Raw genomic sequence first — 14,452 nt, forward strand, 5'->3', positions numbered from 1 at the left:
ATTCAGGATTCTGCATGCATTCATAAACCGATTGGTAACGCTATCGGGGTTACATCTTTTTACTAAGTTCTGCCGGACCTTGCCCCGGAAGTTGCAACATAAATTGTCGAGTATCGTTGTGCCTCAATCCAAGCTTCTGTTTCCCGCCCTTAAGGGAATGTGCCGCTCCTTCGCAAAAATCGTTACTCCTATCGCGATGGCAGCTGTTCTTGTGATGTCGCCGACCCATCAGGCTGAAGCTGGCCCGAAACCGGCCAGCATCGTCGTTGATGCCCGCACGGGCAAGGTCATGTTCCAGGAAGATCCCGATGGCCTGCGCTATCCGGCATCGCTCACGAAGATGATGACACTCTACATGGTCTTTGATGCTCTGGAATCCGGACGGATTTCGCTTCGGACCCCGGTCCCGGTTTCCAAACATGCCGCTGCGCAAGCCCCCTCCAAGCTCGGGGTTCGTTCCGGACAGACGTTCACCGTCGAACAGGGAATCCTGGCGCTCGTGACGCGCTCGGCCAACGATTGCGCCACGGCTTTCGCAGAATTCCTTGGCGGCACCGAGCCGCGCTTCGGCAAGATGATGACGGCCAAGGCGCGCGCGCTCGGCATGACGCGCACCGTCTATCACAATGCCAACGGTCTTCCCGATGCACGTCAGGTCACCACGGCGCGCGATCAGGCCAAGCTCAGCGCCGCGCTGCGCAAGCATTTCCCGCAGTATTACGGCTATTTCTCCACCCGCAGCTTCAAATATGGCCGTCAGGTCATCGGCAACCACAACCGTCTGCTCGGCGCTGTGAAGGGTGTCGATGGCATCAAGACCGGCTTCACCCGCGCAGCTGGCTTCAACCTGGCCACCTCGGCGCAGATCGATGGCCGCTCGATTGTCGCCGTCGTTCTTGGAAGCCCCTCGGGTGCCGCCCGTAACGCCAAGATGACGCGGCTCGTGCAGGCCTATCTGCCGAAGGCCAGCCGTCGCGGTGGCGATGCAGATGCGTTCGTGGCCTCTGAAAGACCGGTTTCTGAAAAAGTTCTCGCCTATGCCGAACCCGTGAAGCAGGACGATGTCGAAGTCGCCAGCGCCACCCGTGCGATCGAACTGCCGACCAATGGCCCGGTTCCGGATGTTCGCTACGAAGAGGAAGTGGTGATCAAGAAATCGGCCCGCGAAACGAAGGTTGCGTCGATCGCCGAAACCAGCGCCATTGAACTGCCGAAGACGACCGCAGTGGAAGACGCGCCGATCCCGGCCACCCCGGTCGCCAATGACAACAACAAGGTCGATGAACTGACGACTGCCTCCACCGACAATGGCTCCAAGGGCTGGGTAATCCAGGTTGGCGCCGCGCCGGGCAAGAAGGAGGCCATGGCACTCCTGCAGAAAGCGCAGGATAAAGGCGGAAAGGTATTGCGTTCCGCCACCCCATTCACCGTTGCCTATGTGAAGGGCAATGAGCAGGTCTACCGCGCCCGTTTCGGCGGCTTCTCCGGGCAGGATGCAGCAGTCAATGCCTGCAAGGCCCTGAAGCGCAAGGGCATCGGCTGCTGGGCAAGCCTGCAGTGATTTGGAGAGCGGCCGGCACGATGTCGGCCGTTTTTCGTTGGACGGAAGTGATGTAACCGGTCGGTCTTCGTCTTGGCTGACTGAAATGTGATCCTCGATTGTTTTGCGTACGAGGTTGATGATGGCCCAGAACGAAAATACCAACCTGCCCCCGGAAGCCGGCAACGCCCGCAAGGCAGCGCGCAACACAGGCCTGCATCCGTTGCACGAGGCCGCTCTCCGGATCGCCAGCCTCGGACGCGGCAAACCATCGGCCAAGACGCGCGATCTCGTCGCCATGCTCATGGGTCATGGCGCCCGCGCCTGGCGTCTCACGCAACCACGCGCCAGCCTGCATCTGCATGTCCGGACACCCTCGGGCAAACATCCGCTCAGGCTTCGCATTCGCTGATCGAGAATGGCGCTGATCGAGAATTGGCTTGAAAACGACGGTCGACCGTTGCGACCGCTCAGAGCAAGCCGAGTTGCGCCAGTTCGCGCTTGAGATCGGCCGGCATATCGCCAGCGCCGGCTCCAAAAAGGTCCGCCGGTGCATCCTTGGTCTCGAGATAACGCCAGCCCTGAAAGGGCCGCTTGGGTTGCGGCAGCGTTTCGATAACTTCTGGCCCCAGCACCAGATGGCAACGACCGATACCGTCATCGCCGGTGAATTCGACGATATCGAGCAGCCTTTGCCGGGCCGCCACCTGCCCCTTGATCACCCAGTAGAGCGAACCGCCGGCGAGCAAATCGTCCTTCCGCTTGGGCACCATGCGCGTGGTGTGCGATGAATGTGGCTCCAGGCCGTTGGCAAGAGCATGGAGCGAGCGCTCGTTTACCCACTCCCTGAGATCGTCAAGGGAGTCAGCGCCGACACAAAGTTTGATCAGGTTGAGGGCCATGCCCTTCCATTCCCGATCCGGTTCCTCACGTCAACAGCCAATAAGCGCTATCAACATTCCACCACATTGACGGCCAAACCACCGGTCGACGTTTCCTTGTATTTCTCGCTCATGTCGTGGCCGGTCTGCCGCATGGTCTCGATACAGGCATCGAGTGGCACGAAGTGGGTGCCATCGCCCTTGAGCGCCAGCGAGGCTGCCGTCACCGCCTTGACCGCGCCGAGCGCATTGCGCTCGATACAGGGGACCTGGACGAGCCCGGCGACCGGATCACAAGTCATGCCGAGATGGTGTTCGAGGGCGATTTCGGCGGCATTTTCGATCTGCTCGGGAGTTCCGCCCATGACGGCGGCAAGACCGGCCGCAGCCATGGCAGCAGCCGAACCCACCTCGCCCTGGCACCCCACTTCCGCACCGGAAATCGAGGCATTGTGCTTGATGATGCCACCGACCGCTGCTGCCGTCAGCAGATAATCACGGATGCCATCCTGATCCCAATCCTCATGGAAATGCTCGTAATAGCGGATTGTCGCCGGAATGACGCCGGCGGCACCATTGGTGGGCGCCGTGACGATGCGGCCTCCAGCGGCGTTTTCTTCATTCACCGCCATGGCATAGACGGACAGCCAGTCATTGGCGAGCAACGGATTGGCCTTGTTGGAGCGCCACTCTTCATTGAGCTTGTCATGGATCTGCTTGGCGCGGCGGCGAACCTTCAATCCGCCCGGCATGATGCCCTCGACAGCAAGACCGCGATCGATACAGCTGCGCATCACATCCCAGATCTTGTCGAGCTTGGCGTCGAGAGCCTCGCGGCCCATCGTCGCCTCCTCGTTGGCGCGTTTCATCTGCGCGATCGTCAGGCCGGAGCGGCGCGCCATGTCCAGCATCTGCTGGGCCGTGGCAAAGGGATAGGGAACCTTCTGGCTCTCCTTGTCCTTGGCTGCCCGCATCTTTTCCAGTTCGGTGTCGGTGACAACGAAACCACCGCCGATCGAATAGTAGATCTGCTTGAGCAGCAGCCGGCCCGAAGCATCGAAGGCACTGAACGTCATGCCGTTGGCATGGCCCGGCAACGGGTTCTTCTTGTCGAGCAGCAGATCGTCCTTCGGCCGGAACCGGTATCCGGGGTGACCATCCGGGTTGATACGGCCCGACCTTTCGACCGAGGCGACCATCTCGTCCATCGCATCGGGGTCGATCGTTTCCGCTGTCTGGCCCATCAGTCCGAGAATGACGGCGCGGTCGGATGCATGCCCGATGCCGGTATGGGCCAGGGATCCGTGCAGGCTCGCCTTGATATGCGCAATCTGGGCGCCGACCGGGCGCGGCCAGTCTGATGACAGGATGAGTTTCAGAAAAAGATTCGCCGCCGTCATCGGTCCCATCGTATGGGAGCTTGACGGGCCGATGCCGATCTTGAACACATCAAACACGGAAAGAAACATGCTATCCCCTCTTCGGTCGAACCGAGGCATTATGAATCGTCAAATTAGCATCCTGTCATCAGAATGTGGTAGCGGAACTCCGGCACGCACTGCCACGCGGGCGACATGGGACCTGCGACAGCGCTTGCGCCCCTGAACGACCGATGACAACCGGACTCAGAGAGAAACATGAGCGTACTGGACTATTGCGCACTCGTCGTCTTCATCACACTCTGGTGGGCCTTCAACTGGCTCACCGATGGAAAGCGCAATTTCAAGCGCATGAGCCTGACCCGCGGCATGGCGATCCATCGCGAACGCTGGATCCGCAATTCGCTGACCCGCGACCTCAAGATGATCGATACACAGATCATCGCTGGCCTGCAGAACGGCACCGCCTTTTTCGCTTCCACCGCAATCTTCGCGCTCGGTGGCTGTTTTGCACTTCTGGGCGCAACCGAACAGGTCCAGGCGATCTTCTCCGACCTGCCTTACGTTTTTCACGGCGGCCGGACCGCCTATGAGCTGAAGGTCGGCGGCCTCGCCGCAATCTTCGGCTATTCCTATTTCAAGTTCGGCTGGGCTTACCGGCTCTTCAACTATTGCTCGATCCTGTTTGGCGCCATTCCGATGACGGGCGACGCAAGACGCGACGAGATCGCCACAAAAATGGCCGCCGACCGTGTCATCGACATCAACATCATCGCCGCAAAAAACTTCAATGCCGGCCTGCGCGCCACATTCCTGTCGATCGGCTATCTCGGATGGTTCATCAATGCCTGGGTTTTCATGGCCGTGACCGCCTTCGTGATCCTGATCCTTTTGCGCCGTCAGTTTTTCTCCGACGCCCGCGACGTGATCATTCGCGATCTTGAGCCGACAAAGTGATTTAATGACCGAACAGACCACGACCGTTGAGGCGGCCCCCAAGCGCCGCATTCTGCTCCTCGACATCCTGCGCGGCACAGCGCTCATTGCCATGGCGAGCTACCATTTCCTCTGGGATCTCGGGGATTTTGGCTATCTCGATCCCTCCTACCCGGCCACCGGCTGGCCGAAGATCTATGCGCGATGCATCGCCTCGACCTTCCTCTTTCTCGCCGGCCTGTCGATGGTGCTCGGGCATGAACAGGGCTTTCGCGCCCGCGCCTACCTCATTCGCCTCGGCAAAATCGTTGCTGCAGCTGCCCTTGTCAGTCTGGCGAGTGCTCTGGCGATGCCGCAGGGATTGATCTTTTTCGGAATCCTGCACGCCATTGCCGCCATGAGCGTCATCGGGCTTCTGGCTCTCCGGCTTCCGGCCTGGTTCAACGTGATCCTTGCCGCGCTCGCCTTTCTGGCGCCGCGTTATTTTGCATCAGAGAGCTTCAACACGCCCTGGCTCTGGTGGGTCGGCCTTTCCACCGAAACGAGACTGTCGTTCGACTATGTGCCGATCCTGCCCTGGCTCTGCCCGTTCCTTCTCGGCATGGCGCTCGGCCAGAGTTCCACGGCTACGGCGGCCCTGCGGCATTTTGCACAAGGGATAAGTGGCAAGAATCCTGTGAGTCGTCTGCTTGTCTTTTTCGGCCGCCACAGTCTGACCTTATATCTGGTTCACCAGCCGGTGCTGATCGCTCTTCTCTGGATGTTTTCGCAGATCGTGCCCGCACCGCAGGCAGATCCGGTCGCATCCTATCTGGAAAGCTGCGTGGCGGGCTGCAGCAAGGAACAGGACAAGGCGCTTTGTCGGGTCTTTTGCCAATGCACGCTGGAAGAACTGCAGGCGCAAAATCTTTTTTCAGCATTCCAGTCCGGGGCAATCTCGGCAGAGCATGATGAGAGGATCAAGGCCATTGCCGTTCAATGCTCTGTACCAGCCCTCGAATGAGGGCTGCCTCCGGAAGGACTGATTGCATGAATGCCTACCGCGCAAGACCCCTGAATTTCCCCTGGCCACCGCTCGTCTATGTTGGCGCCGCTTTCGGCGGATTGGCCCTGCAGCTAGTCTATCCGCTGCTGATTGCAGGCTCGACCTATCGTCTGGTCGGCATCCTGTTCTTTGTCGCCGGCATTTCGCTCGATCTCTGGGCTCTGTTCACCCTCTATCGTCGCGGCACGACGATGTTGCCGAACCGCTGCGCCAGCCATCTGGTCACCTGTGGTCCGTTCCAGTTTTCCCGTAATCCGACCTATCTCGGCTATACGCTGGCGGTCATCGGGGTGGGACTGTTCTACAAGAATCTCTGGATTGTCTCAGCAGCGCTCGCAGCCGCCGCCTTTACCCATCTCATCGTCATCCGGCGCGAAGAAATGCATCTTCATGCGCGCTTCGGCTACGAGTTCGAACGCTATCGCCGCCGCGTTCGCGCCTGGCTGTAACCGGCGCGAAGCAGGTTCGATCAGGTGGAAACGCCGATTTCCGCCAGACGGTTGAGACAGGCTTCCTCGATATTGTCGAGTTCGCCGATCGTCTCGTCGATGTCCTTGCGCTTCTGGCGCAATCCGTCGCGCTTTTCTTCGACCTTGGCCAGAAGAAGACGCAACTGACCCGCCTCGCCCGGCGGCGCATTATAGACCTGAATGATCTCGCGGATTTCGGCAATCGTGAAACCGATACGGCGACCGCGCAGGATCTGCTGGATCAGGTGGCGATCGGCAACCCTGTAGAGACGGGTTCGTCCCCGCCGTTCGGGATGGATAAGACCTTCGTCCTCATAGAATCGGAGCGTGCGCGTCGAAATATCAAATTCGCGCGTCAGCTCGGTAATGCTGTAGTACTTGGTCACTTGCGGTTCCACCCATTTCGGTTCAGGGAGGGCATTATATTAACTCTTACGTAAAAGTCAATTTACGTCAATTGCGGCTAGTGCAGGCCGAACCAGAGGGTCGCAAGACCGAGGAAACCGAAAAAGCCGGTCAGGTCCGTCACCATCGTCACGAAGACCGATGACGCGACTGCCGGATCCGCTCCGAAGCGGTTGAGGAGCAGCGGCACCAGATTTCCGGCCATCGCAGCGGCGATGAAGTTGATGAACAACGCAATGCCGATCACGACGCCTAGCTGCACATCATGATACATCAGCCCTGCCGCCAGTCCGACCATGATCGCGAACATTAGACCGTTGCTGGATCCGACGCCAAGCTCGCGCCGGATGATACGACCGGCATTGTAGATATCGAGATCACGCGTCGCGAGCGCCCGCACGGTCACCGTCATGGTCTGGGTCCCGGCATTGCCACCCATGGAAGCGACGATCGGCATCAGCACCGCAAGCGCCACCATCTGCTCGATCGTGGCATCGAACAGGCCGATCACCGATGAAGAGAGAAAGGCCGTACCGAGATTGATGAACAGCCACAGGAAGCGCGAACGAACGGTCGAAAGCACATTGTCCGACAGCTCTTCGTCACCCACGCCGGCCAGACGCTTGATGTCCTCTTCCGCCTCTTCATGGATGACGTCAACCACGTCGTCGATGGTCAGAACGCCGACAAGCCGGCCGTTTTCATCAACGACGGCGGCAGACAGAAGGTCATACTGCTGGAAGAGCTGCGCTGCTTCTTCCTGGTCCATCTCAGCGGGGATGGAATGGTTCATCTCGCGCATGACGTCTTCGATCTTGGTGGATCGCTGGCTGCGCAGAATACGGTCGAGATCGACGTTGCCGAGCAGCTTGAACGTCGGATCGATGACGAAAATCTGCGTGAAGGTTTCGGGCAGATCCTCGTCTTCCCGCATGTAGTCGATACACTGGCCGACCGTCCAGAACGGCGGCACCGCGACGAACTCGGACTGCATGCGGCGGCCGGCCGAGCTTTCCGGATAATCCAGCGCCCGCCTCAGCCGCACCCGTTCCGTGAAGGGAAGCTTTGCGAGAATGTCCTCGCGGTCCTCCTGGTCGAGGTCTTCGAGAATGTAGACGGCATCGTCCGAATCAAGCTCGCCGATCGCCGCTGCGATCGCCTCGTTGGGAATCTGTTCGACGATCTCGAGACGGATCGCCTCGTCCACTTCCGTGAGCGCTGCAAGGTCGAATTCGTCGCCCAGGAGATTGATGAGCGCGATGCGCTGCTCGGGCAGGATTGCCTCGAGCACGTCGCCAAGTTCGGAGATATGCAGGCGGCCGACATTGTTGCGCAGGAAGATCACGTCGCGATCAGCTATCGCTGCGCCGACCATCATCAGGAAGTCATGCCGGACCGACCCGTCCTCGGTATAGATGTCCGAGAGTTCAGGCCTGTTATCAGGCGTAGGGGCCATTTCGAGTTCGTCTACGCTATCCTCTTGCATAGCTTAGCCCCTCTTCCGATTGTTCTGCAGGTCTGCACGAGGCTTGGCCTCTGTCGACCTGCTTTCTGCTTACATGTTGTTTCTCTTCACGGACGTTTACGTGCCTGTGTCGTGCTAACCCAAAAACCCTCAACGGTCTATGAAAAAACGCGCCATCCGCGACGCATTTTGCGAAGTAATACAATAATGAAATCAAACTCATGGCAGAACATATCACGCCCCATCCCCCGGTCCTGCCAGGATTTACAAAACTTTACCGCAGCGAAACGGACGTGAAACAGGGGCTTCCTATTTTAAGGTCATAGAAATTCCGAAACAGGAAAGGAAACACCATGACCGACCAACAGGAACAGCCCGCAGTTCCACAGGCAGCCCCTGCCCCCAGGAAGCGTCGCGGCCTTGTTATCGGCTCCATTGCAGCCGTTGCTCTTCTGGGCGCCGGCGCCGCCGCCTTTGCCGGCGCAGGACATTTCGGCCATCGCGGCATGATGCGCGATTTCATCGAATACCGCACCGATCGCGTCCTGACGGATATCGGCGCCTCCGATGAACAGAAGGCCAAATTGAAGACCCTCGTCAGCGCGACGATCGATGAGGTCCGACCGGAACGCAGTGAACGCCGGGCCATGCGCGATGAAGCCCTGAAGCTTCTGGAAGCACCCACCATCGATCGTGCCGCGATCGAGGCCCTGCGCGTCAAACATGTCGCCGAAATGGATGCACGTTCGAAAGTGATTGCCAAGGCTATCGGCGATGCTGCAGAGATCCTGACACCGGACCAGCGCAAGAAGCTGGCCGATGAACTTGAGGATTTCGGTCCGGGCGATGGTCCCGGCCGCTGGTAACGTTCGGCAGGAAGGAAGAGAGCATGGCGGAAGTCCTGATCATTGACGATGACACGCGTCTTTCCGCCATGCTGGCCGATTATCTGCAATCGGCAGGTTTCAAGACCAGAACGGCTGCGACCGGCGACCTTGGCCTCCAGGAAATCGCCCGGCGATCCCCCGACGCCGTTATCCTCGACGTGATGCTCCCCGATCACGACGGATTCGAAATCTGCCGTCGCATCCGCGCCGGGTCTAGCCTACCCATCCTGATGCTTACCGCCAAAGGTGAGGAAACCGACAGGATCGTTGGGCTGGAACTCGGCGCGGATGACTATGTGCCCAAACCCTTCAGCCCGCGAGAGCTGGCTGCCCGTCTGAAGGCCGTGCTCCGCCGCAGCAATCCGCAGGACAGCCAGAGCCCACAGGATATTCTGCGGTTTGGCCGTCTCGAAATCGATCGCGGCCAGCGCGTCGTCCGCGTCAATGGCGAGGAGAAGGTTTTAACCGGCTATCAGTTCTCGCTCCTCCTGACGCTCGCCGAACATCCCGGCCGGGTGCTCAGCCGCGAAAAACTGATGGATCTGACAAAGGGCGAAGAGCTTGAAGCCTTCGATCGTTCGATCGACGTGCATGTTTCCCGTATCCGCGCCGCGATCGAAACAGATCCCAAACATCCCAGGCGCATCATCACCCTTCGTGGCGCAGGCTATCTTTTCGCCCGCAATCAGGATGAGGGGCCGGCAGTCCCATGATCCGTAGTCGTCTCTACATCAAGATCTATCTGACCGTTCTGACGAGTCTCGCGCTGGTGGTCGTGATCATCGGAACCATGGCCTATGTCGGACGGTTCGACGGTGAAAGCAATTTTGCCGATCGTCTCAACCATTTCGTCTCCGTCATGCTGATGGAAGGCAAGGACCAGCCAGAACGCGCCGAAATGGTCGATCGGCTCGCCGATGCGCTTGGTGCAGACATCGCCCTTTACGACAAGCAGGGCAAATTCCTGCTCGGTGCCGGCGCATGGAAGCGCGAGCCGATGCAAATGCCTTCGCAAAAGTCGAGCGACCGTCTGCGCGATTTTCGGGCGACGCTCGCGGATGGTACCTTGGTAAAACTGAGGCTCGAACCACCGCGCCCGCCACGCTTCAATCTGATTTTCTCCATCCTGGCGATCGCAGCGGCCACAGCAGTTGCCGCCTATCCCGCTGTCCGGCATCTGACGCGGCGACTGGATCTTCTGCGCCTGGGCGTGGAGAAATGGGGCCAGGGAGATCTCACGGCCCGCGCCACCGTGATTGGCAAGGATGAGATCGCCACCGTCGCCCGCGCCTTCAACGAGGCCGCCAACCGCGTCGAAGCGCTCGTCAATTCGCAGAAGAGCCTGCTCGCCAATGCCAGCCACGAATTGCGCTCCCCCTTGGCGCGCTTGAGGATGGCATGCGAGATCTTTCAGCATAATCCATCGGATTCGATGCGGCAGGAAATCGACAAGAACCTCGCCGAACTCGATGAACTGGTCGAAGAGATCCTGATGAAAAGTCGGCTCGGCTCCAACCAGCCGATCGCAACCGATCAGATCGTCGATCTTCTCGCCCTCGCCGCCGAGGAAGCCAGTCTCGTGGATGCCAGCATCGATGGCGATTCCGTTACCATCCGCGGCAACGAGCGCTACCTGCGACGCATGATCCGCAATCTCTTGCAGAATGCTGCAAGGCATGGAAAACCGCCCATCGATGTGTATCTGTCGGTGACCGGTGGAAATGTTTGCCTTACGGTCAGGGACCATGGCAACGGATTGAAATCACACGAAGTCGAGCGGATCTTCGAACCGTTCTATCGTCCGGAAGGGCGTAGCGAGGCGGCAGGCGGCTGGGGCCTGGGCCTGGCCCTTGTCGCAGAAATCGCTCGCCTGCATCATGGCCGCGCCTATTACAGTCAGCCGGAAGACGGTGGCGCCCTGTTCTGCGTCGAATTGCCGGTCGAGGCGACGGCTGCCTGATCTCAGTCTCCGATTACAAAGGCCTCAGGCGACGCAACTCTCTTCGACGCTTTCGAAGGATTGCAGCCAGCCGCTTGCATTGCGCAGGCCTGCATCATCCACCTGCTCGAGGCTCCGAAGGAGATCGTGCCATGCCGGATGATTGAAATGGGACCGGACCCGGTCTTCGATCGCGGCAATGACCGCATATTCGCGTGCCGTCAGCCGCATTCTGCCGCCGCCGAAGGAACCTTTGAGGATCCGGTAGAGGTAATCGACATCCTCCCGTGAGATGCCGGGACGCTTGCTGAGTCGCAGGAAGGAAAGCGCGCCGCCGCCCTCGATGGCGATCCGCAACTGATCAATCGCGAGGGCCGAAAGCAGATCCGGAACCGAACGCGACACTTCGATCGCATGCAGCAGGAATTCGAGCTCCGCCTGTGTCGCAACCACTCCTTCCGGCGCAATCGAGGCGACGATCCAGTTGGCGTTGAATTCATCGAGACTATATTGCGGCCAGGAATGAAAGACGATGAAGGCGACCATCGCCTCGACAAACCATGCGTCCCAGTCCGACGTGGTTTCAGATGCCGACCGATGGATGGAAAGAAGGACCTCTGCATCGTCAGCCGAGGTAAGCCCCTCAGGAAAGACGTGTCTTCGTACGAGAAGAACGTCAAGCTCATCCAGCCTTCGCTGGCCTATCAGCGCGGAGGCCGGATAGGTCGGTCGCATCTGTGTCATTTTTCAACTCCGGCCTCATCATGAAGCGGAATTGATTTTCCACAGCAACCGTAAAGGCCGGCATAAAAACTATGGTGAACGCGCAGTTAATGTGCCGCTGCATTCTGCTGTTGCCGGTGCGCCCGCCAGATGATGAAGAGGCCTGAAGCGACGATGATGATAACGCCCAACCATTTGGACGCGCTCGGGAATTCTCCGAACAGAAGAAAACCGAGAACGGTCGCCGAAATGATTTCAAAATACTGGAATGGCGCCAGAACCGAGACAGGTGCAAGCCGAAAAGCCTGAACCACCAGGAGATGGCCATAGCCCGAAAGCGCTCCCAGAACCACAATGAGACCAAGGACCATCCAGGATTGGGGCAACGAGATCGCAAAATCAGGGACGCCCGCTGACGAGCCGCCCAGAAGCACGAGCGCCATGAAGATCGTGCCGCCAAGGCCGGCAAGCGTCTGCATCGTCAGCGGCGGATCGGCCTCGCCAATCGCCCGATTGAGAAACAGATAGAGCGCAAACAGAAAGGCACAGGCAACTGGCAGCAGAGCCTTGATACCGAAGATCTCGAAGCTCGGCTGAATGACGATCAGCGCGCCGCCAAAGCCGACGGCGATCGCAGTCCAGCGGCGCCAGCCGACCTTCTCGCCGAGAAAGAGCGCCGACATGGCCGTCAGCATGAACGGTTCGACGAAATAGATGGCAAACACATCGGCCAGCGGCATATATTTGACGGCAGCGAAAAACAGGAAGGTTGCCGCTGCGTGAAGCACGCCGCGAAAAATATTGATCCAGGGTCGTTTTGCCTTGAACGCATGGGCGCCGCTGACCGACAAGAGAAGCGGCAAGGTCAGGACGAGCTGGAAAAAGAAGCGATAGAAGGACACCTGGCCGGGTGACATGGCTTGAAAGGTCGCAAGATATTTTGCAATCGCATCCATGCAGGGCAGGATCAGCATCGCAAAGGCCATGATGCCCGCACCCTTGAGCAATTGCGAACGCGGGTCGGTCGGAATGGGGGACATGGCACTCTCGGTCGGCGGCAGCAGGAACGCGCCTTTTGGCATGGAACGCGCCTGCCGCCAAGCCGCGTTAGCCCGTACGTTGCATCTTGTCGGCGATCTTTTCCGCCATCATGATGGTCGGCGCGTTGGTATTGCCGCCGATCAGTGTCGGCATCACCGACGCATCGACAACCCGCAAACCATCGATCCCCCTGACGCGCAGATCGGGATCGACGACCGACTGATCGTCGCTGCCCATCCGGCAGGTGCCGACCGGGTGATAGATCGTGTCGGACCGTGCCCGGATATGTCTGAGGATTTCATCGTCCGACAGGTCCTTCAACGGATAGAGGTCAGACACCCGATGCCGGGCAAGCGATGGCGCGTCGAGGATGGATTTGAGCACCCGCACCCCATCGATCATCGTCTGCCGGTCGCGCGGATCGCTGAGGAAGTTCGGATCGATCCGGGGGGCAGCGAGCGGATCGCGGCTCTTCAGCCCGACGGTCCCACGGCTGTAAGGCCGCAACACGCACATATGGGTCGAAAAACCATGGCCCCAGCGCAACCGGCGCGCATGATCCTCGAGCACCCCGATCACGAAATGCAGTTGCAGATCCGGTACGGCAAGCTCCGGACGCGATTTCAGGAAGGCACCCCCCTCGGCGAAGGGTGTTGCCAGAAGCCCCGTCCCATCCTTGCGCCATCTTAGATATTCCTTCAGGAGGCGAATGCCGCCGGTCGAATTGATGGCAACGGAATCCTTTTCGCGCGAACGCGAAGCAATGATGAAATCGAGATGGTCCTGCAGGTTCTTGCCAACAGCATCCACTTCACGACGAACGGCGATTCCGGCTTTGCGCAACTCATCTCCGGGACCGATGCCGGACAACATGAGAAGATGCGGCGAACCGAAGGCGCCGCCGCTCAGGATCACTTCCCGCCTGGCCGCGACCGTTTCCAGAGCGCCATTGCGCAGAAAGCGCACGCCGTTGGCCCGGTTCTCGGTAAAAAGCACTTCTGTCGCCATGCTCCGCGTCAGGATATGGAGGTTGGGACGCCCGGTCACCGGGTGGAGATAAGCGGCAGCCGCCGAGCAACGCTGGCCGCGTTTCTCGCCATTCCAGAATTGTGTCACCTGGTAGAGACCGATCCCTTCCTGATCGGGCCCATTGAAATCATCATTGGCCTTGAAGCCGGCTTCCACGCCCGCCCGCACGAAATCCATCGAGAGATCGCGCGGTGTGCGCTGGTTGCCAACCTGTAAAGCGCCCTTGTCACCATGCAGTGAATCCGCGCCACGTTCATTGGCTTCCGACCGGCGGAACCATGGCAGCACGTCGTCCCAGCCCCAACCGGTGCAACCGTTCTCCGCCCAGCGATCATAATCGCTTGGATGGCCGCGCACATAGAGCATGGCATTGATGGCGCTCGAACCACCCAGCGTCTTGCCGCGCGGCTGGTAGCCTCTGCGGCCATTCAACTCCCGTTGCGGCTCGGTTTCGAAAGCCCAGTTGTTGTAACGCGGTTTGCCGCGCAGCATCGCAATGGTTCCGAACGGCATGCGGATGGCAAGATCCCGCCCCTCGCCGCCCGCCTCCAGAAGGCAGACAGTTACGGATGGATTCTCGCTCAGCCGCGCTGCGAGAACCGAGCCGGCAGACCCACCGCCAACGATGACATAATCGAATTCCATGATTGCCTCCCCCAAGACAGGCGGAGAGTGGCGAATATTTCCGTTTACGTCAACTGCGGACCATTCG

The 14,452-nt window shown here is 59.5% G+C and carries 15 protein-coding genes; 8 read left to right on the forward strand and 7 right to left on the reverse strand.

The genetic code is table 11. The features are described 5' to 3' along the window. Positions 1–196: 196 nt before the first annotated feature. Together Q4481_RS17945 and Q4481_RS17950 are read left to right on the forward strand one after the other, a co-directional pair. Entirely contained in the window at positions 197–1,561 is a 1,365-nt protein-coding gene (locus tag Q4481_RS17945; protein WP_304377775.1) for a D-alanyl-D-alanine carboxypeptidase, read from the forward strand. A gap of 121 nt (positions 1,562–1,682) precedes the next feature. Beyond that, the gene (locus tag Q4481_RS17950) at positions 1,683–1,952 is read left to right on the forward strand and encodes a hypothetical protein (protein WP_304377776.1); all 270 of its coding nucleotides are present in this window, start codon (positions 1,683–1,685) and stop codon (positions 1,950–1,952) included. Between the two features lie 58 nt (positions 1,953–2,010). Here the strand turns inward: Q4481_RS17950 and Q4481_RS17955 are convergent, their stop codons facing one another. Together Q4481_RS17955 and Q4481_RS17960 are read right to left on the reverse strand one after the other, a co-directional pair. Further along, positions 2,011–2,442: a DUF1489 family protein gene (locus tag Q4481_RS17955; protein ID WP_304377777.1), complete on the reverse strand. Its 432-nt coding sequence runs from the start codon at positions 2,440–2,442 to the stop codon at positions 2,011–2,013. Positions 2,443–2,492: 50 nt separating this feature from the next. Next, positions 2,493–3,890 (reverse strand): L-serine ammonia-lyase, encoded by a 1,398-nt coding sequence (locus Q4481_RS17960; RefSeq protein WP_304377778.1) that lies wholly within the window; start codon positions 3,888–3,890, stop codon positions 2,493–2,495. 168 nt (positions 3,891–4,058) lie between these two features. Here Q4481_RS17960 and Q4481_RS17965 point away from each other — a divergent pair, with 168 nt between their 5' ends. From Q4481_RS17965 to Q4481_RS17975, 3 genes are read left to right on the forward strand one after another with little or no spacing between them, the layout of a single operon-like run. Further along, a complete protein-coding gene (locus Q4481_RS17965; RefSeq protein WP_304377779.1) occupies positions 4,059–4,757 on the forward strand; it encodes a DUF599 domain-containing protein in 699 nt (232 codons plus the stop codon). Between the two features lie 4 nt (positions 4,758–4,761). Continuing rightward, complete coding sequence (locus Q4481_RS17970) at positions 4,762–5,739, forward strand: acetyltransferase domain-containing protein (RefSeq protein ID WP_304377780.1); 978 nt, start codon at positions 4,762–4,764, stop codon at positions 5,737–5,739. A gap of 26 nt (positions 5,740–5,765) precedes the next feature. Continuing rightward, positions 5,766–6,230 (forward strand): methyltransferase family protein, encoded by a 465-nt coding sequence (locus Q4481_RS17975; RefSeq protein WP_304377781.1) that lies wholly within the window; start codon positions 5,766–5,768, stop codon positions 6,228–6,230. A 20-nt stretch (positions 6,231–6,250) separates the two neighbouring features. Here the strand turns inward: Q4481_RS17975 and Q4481_RS17980 are convergent, their stop codons facing one another. Continuing rightward, positions 6,251–6,637, reverse strand: coding sequence for a MerR family transcriptional regulator (locus Q4481_RS17980; protein WP_304377782.1), 387 nt, complete (start codon positions 6,635–6,637; stop codon positions 6,251–6,253). Between the two features lie 77 nt (positions 6,638–6,714). Further along, a complete protein-coding gene (gene mgtE, locus Q4481_RS17985) occupies positions 6,715–8,112 on the reverse strand; it encodes a magnesium transporter (protein WP_304377822.1) in 1,398 nt (465 codons plus the stop codon). Positions 8,113–8,474: 362 nt separating this feature from the next. Here mgtE and Q4481_RS17990 point away from each other — a divergent pair, with 362 nt between their 5' ends. Genes Q4481_RS17990 through Q4481_RS18000 form a run of 3 tightly spaced genes read left to right on the forward strand, consistent with a single transcriptional unit; the run spans position 8,475 to position 10,968 of the window. After that, the gene (locus tag Q4481_RS17990; protein WP_304377783.1) at positions 8,475–8,987 is read left to right on the forward strand and encodes a Spy/CpxP family protein refolding chaperone; all 513 of its coding nucleotides are present in this window, start codon (positions 8,475–8,477) and stop codon (positions 8,985–8,987) included. 23 nt (positions 8,988–9,010) lie between these two features. Next, positions 9,011–9,721, forward strand: a complete 711-nt coding sequence (locus tag Q4481_RS17995) for a response regulator (protein ID WP_304377784.1) — start codon at positions 9,011–9,013, stop codon at positions 9,719–9,721. Next, entirely contained in the window at positions 9,718–10,968 is a 1,251-nt protein-coding gene (locus tag Q4481_RS18000) for a sensor histidine kinase (RefSeq protein WP_304377785.1), read from the forward strand. Before Q4481_RS17995 ends, Q4481_RS18000 begins: the two co-directional genes overlap by 4 nt. A 24-nt stretch (positions 10,969–10,992) precedes the next feature. Here the strand turns inward: Q4481_RS18000 and Q4481_RS18005 are convergent, their stop codons facing one another. From Q4481_RS18005 to Q4481_RS18015, 3 genes are all read right to left on the reverse strand, one after another. Next, complete coding sequence (locus Q4481_RS18005; RefSeq protein ID WP_304377786.1) at positions 10,993–11,691, reverse strand: hypothetical protein; 699 nt, start codon at positions 11,689–11,691, stop codon at positions 10,993–10,995. Positions 11,692–11,777: 86 nt separating this feature from the next. Then, positions 11,778–12,710 carry a DMT family transporter gene (locus tag Q4481_RS18010; protein ID WP_304377823.1) on the reverse strand — a complete coding sequence of 311 codons (933 nt, stop codon included), beginning with the start codon at positions 12,708–12,710 and terminating at the stop codon, positions 11,778–11,780. 67 nt (positions 12,711–12,777) lie between these two features. After that, complete coding sequence (locus tag Q4481_RS18015) at positions 12,778–14,385, reverse strand: GMC family oxidoreductase (protein WP_304377787.1); 1,608 nt, start codon at positions 14,383–14,385, stop codon at positions 12,778–12,780. Positions 14,386–14,452: the final 67 nt, after the last annotated feature.

Origin of the sequence: Fluviirhizobium alvei, from assembly GCF_030551875.1 — a bacterium.
Lineage (GTDB): Bacteria > Pseudomonadota > Alphaproteobacteria > Rhizobiales > Rhizobiaceae > Rhizobium_E > Rhizobium_E alvei.

Excerpts from the sequence above, each read along its gene's own strand:
- Q4481_RS18010 (WP_304377823.1), bottom strand. The coding sequence starts at position 12,710 with ATGTCCCCCATTCCGACCGACCCGCGTTCGCAATTGCTCAAGGGTGCG.
- Q4481_RS17970 (WP_304377780.1), top strand. The coding sequence starts at position 4,762 with ATGACCGAACAGACCACGACCGTTGAGGCGGCCCCCAAGCGCCGCATT.
- mgtE (WP_304377822.1), bottom strand. The coding sequence starts at position 8,112 with ATGGCCCCTACGCCTGATAACAGGCCTGAACTCTCGGACATCTATACC.
- Q4481_RS17950 (WP_304377776.1), top strand. The coding sequence starts at position 1,683 with ATGGCCCAGAACGAAAATACCAACCTGCCCCCGGAAGCCGGCAACGCC.
- Q4481_RS17990 (WP_304377783.1), top strand. The coding sequence starts at position 8,475 with ATGACCGACCAACAGGAACAGCCCGCAGTTCCACAGGCAGCCCCTGCC.
- Q4481_RS17965 (WP_304377779.1), top strand. The coding sequence starts at position 4,059 with ATGAGCGTACTGGACTATTGCGCACTCGTCGTCTTCATCACACTCTGG.
- Q4481_RS17995 (WP_304377784.1), top strand. The coding sequence starts at position 9,011 with ATGGCGGAAGTCCTGATCATTGACGATGACACGCGTCTTTCCGCCATG.
- Q4481_RS18005 (WP_304377786.1), bottom strand. The coding sequence starts at position 11,691 with ATGACACAGATGCGACCGACCTATCCGGCCTCCGCGCTGATAGGCCAG.
- Q4481_RS17960 (WP_304377778.1), bottom strand. The coding sequence starts at position 3,890 with ATGTTTCTTTCCGTGTTTGATGTGTTCAAGATCGGCATCGGCCCGTCA.
- Q4481_RS17955 (WP_304377777.1), bottom strand. The coding sequence starts at position 2,442 with ATGGCCCTCAACCTGATCAAACTTTGTGTCGGCGCTGACTCCCTTGAC.
- Q4481_RS17975 (WP_304377781.1), top strand. The coding sequence starts at position 5,766 with ATGAATGCCTACCGCGCAAGACCCCTGAATTTCCCCTGGCCACCGCTC.
- Q4481_RS18015 (WP_304377787.1), bottom strand. The coding sequence starts at position 14,385 with ATGGAATTCGATTATGTCATCGTTGGCGGTGGGTCTGCCGGCTCGGTT.
- Q4481_RS18000 (WP_304377785.1), top strand. The coding sequence starts at position 9,718 with ATGATCCGTAGTCGTCTCTACATCAAGATCTATCTGACCGTTCTGACG.
- Q4481_RS17945 (WP_304377775.1), top strand. The coding sequence starts at position 197 with ATGGCAGCTGTTCTTGTGATGTCGCCGACCCATCAGGCTGAAGCTGGC.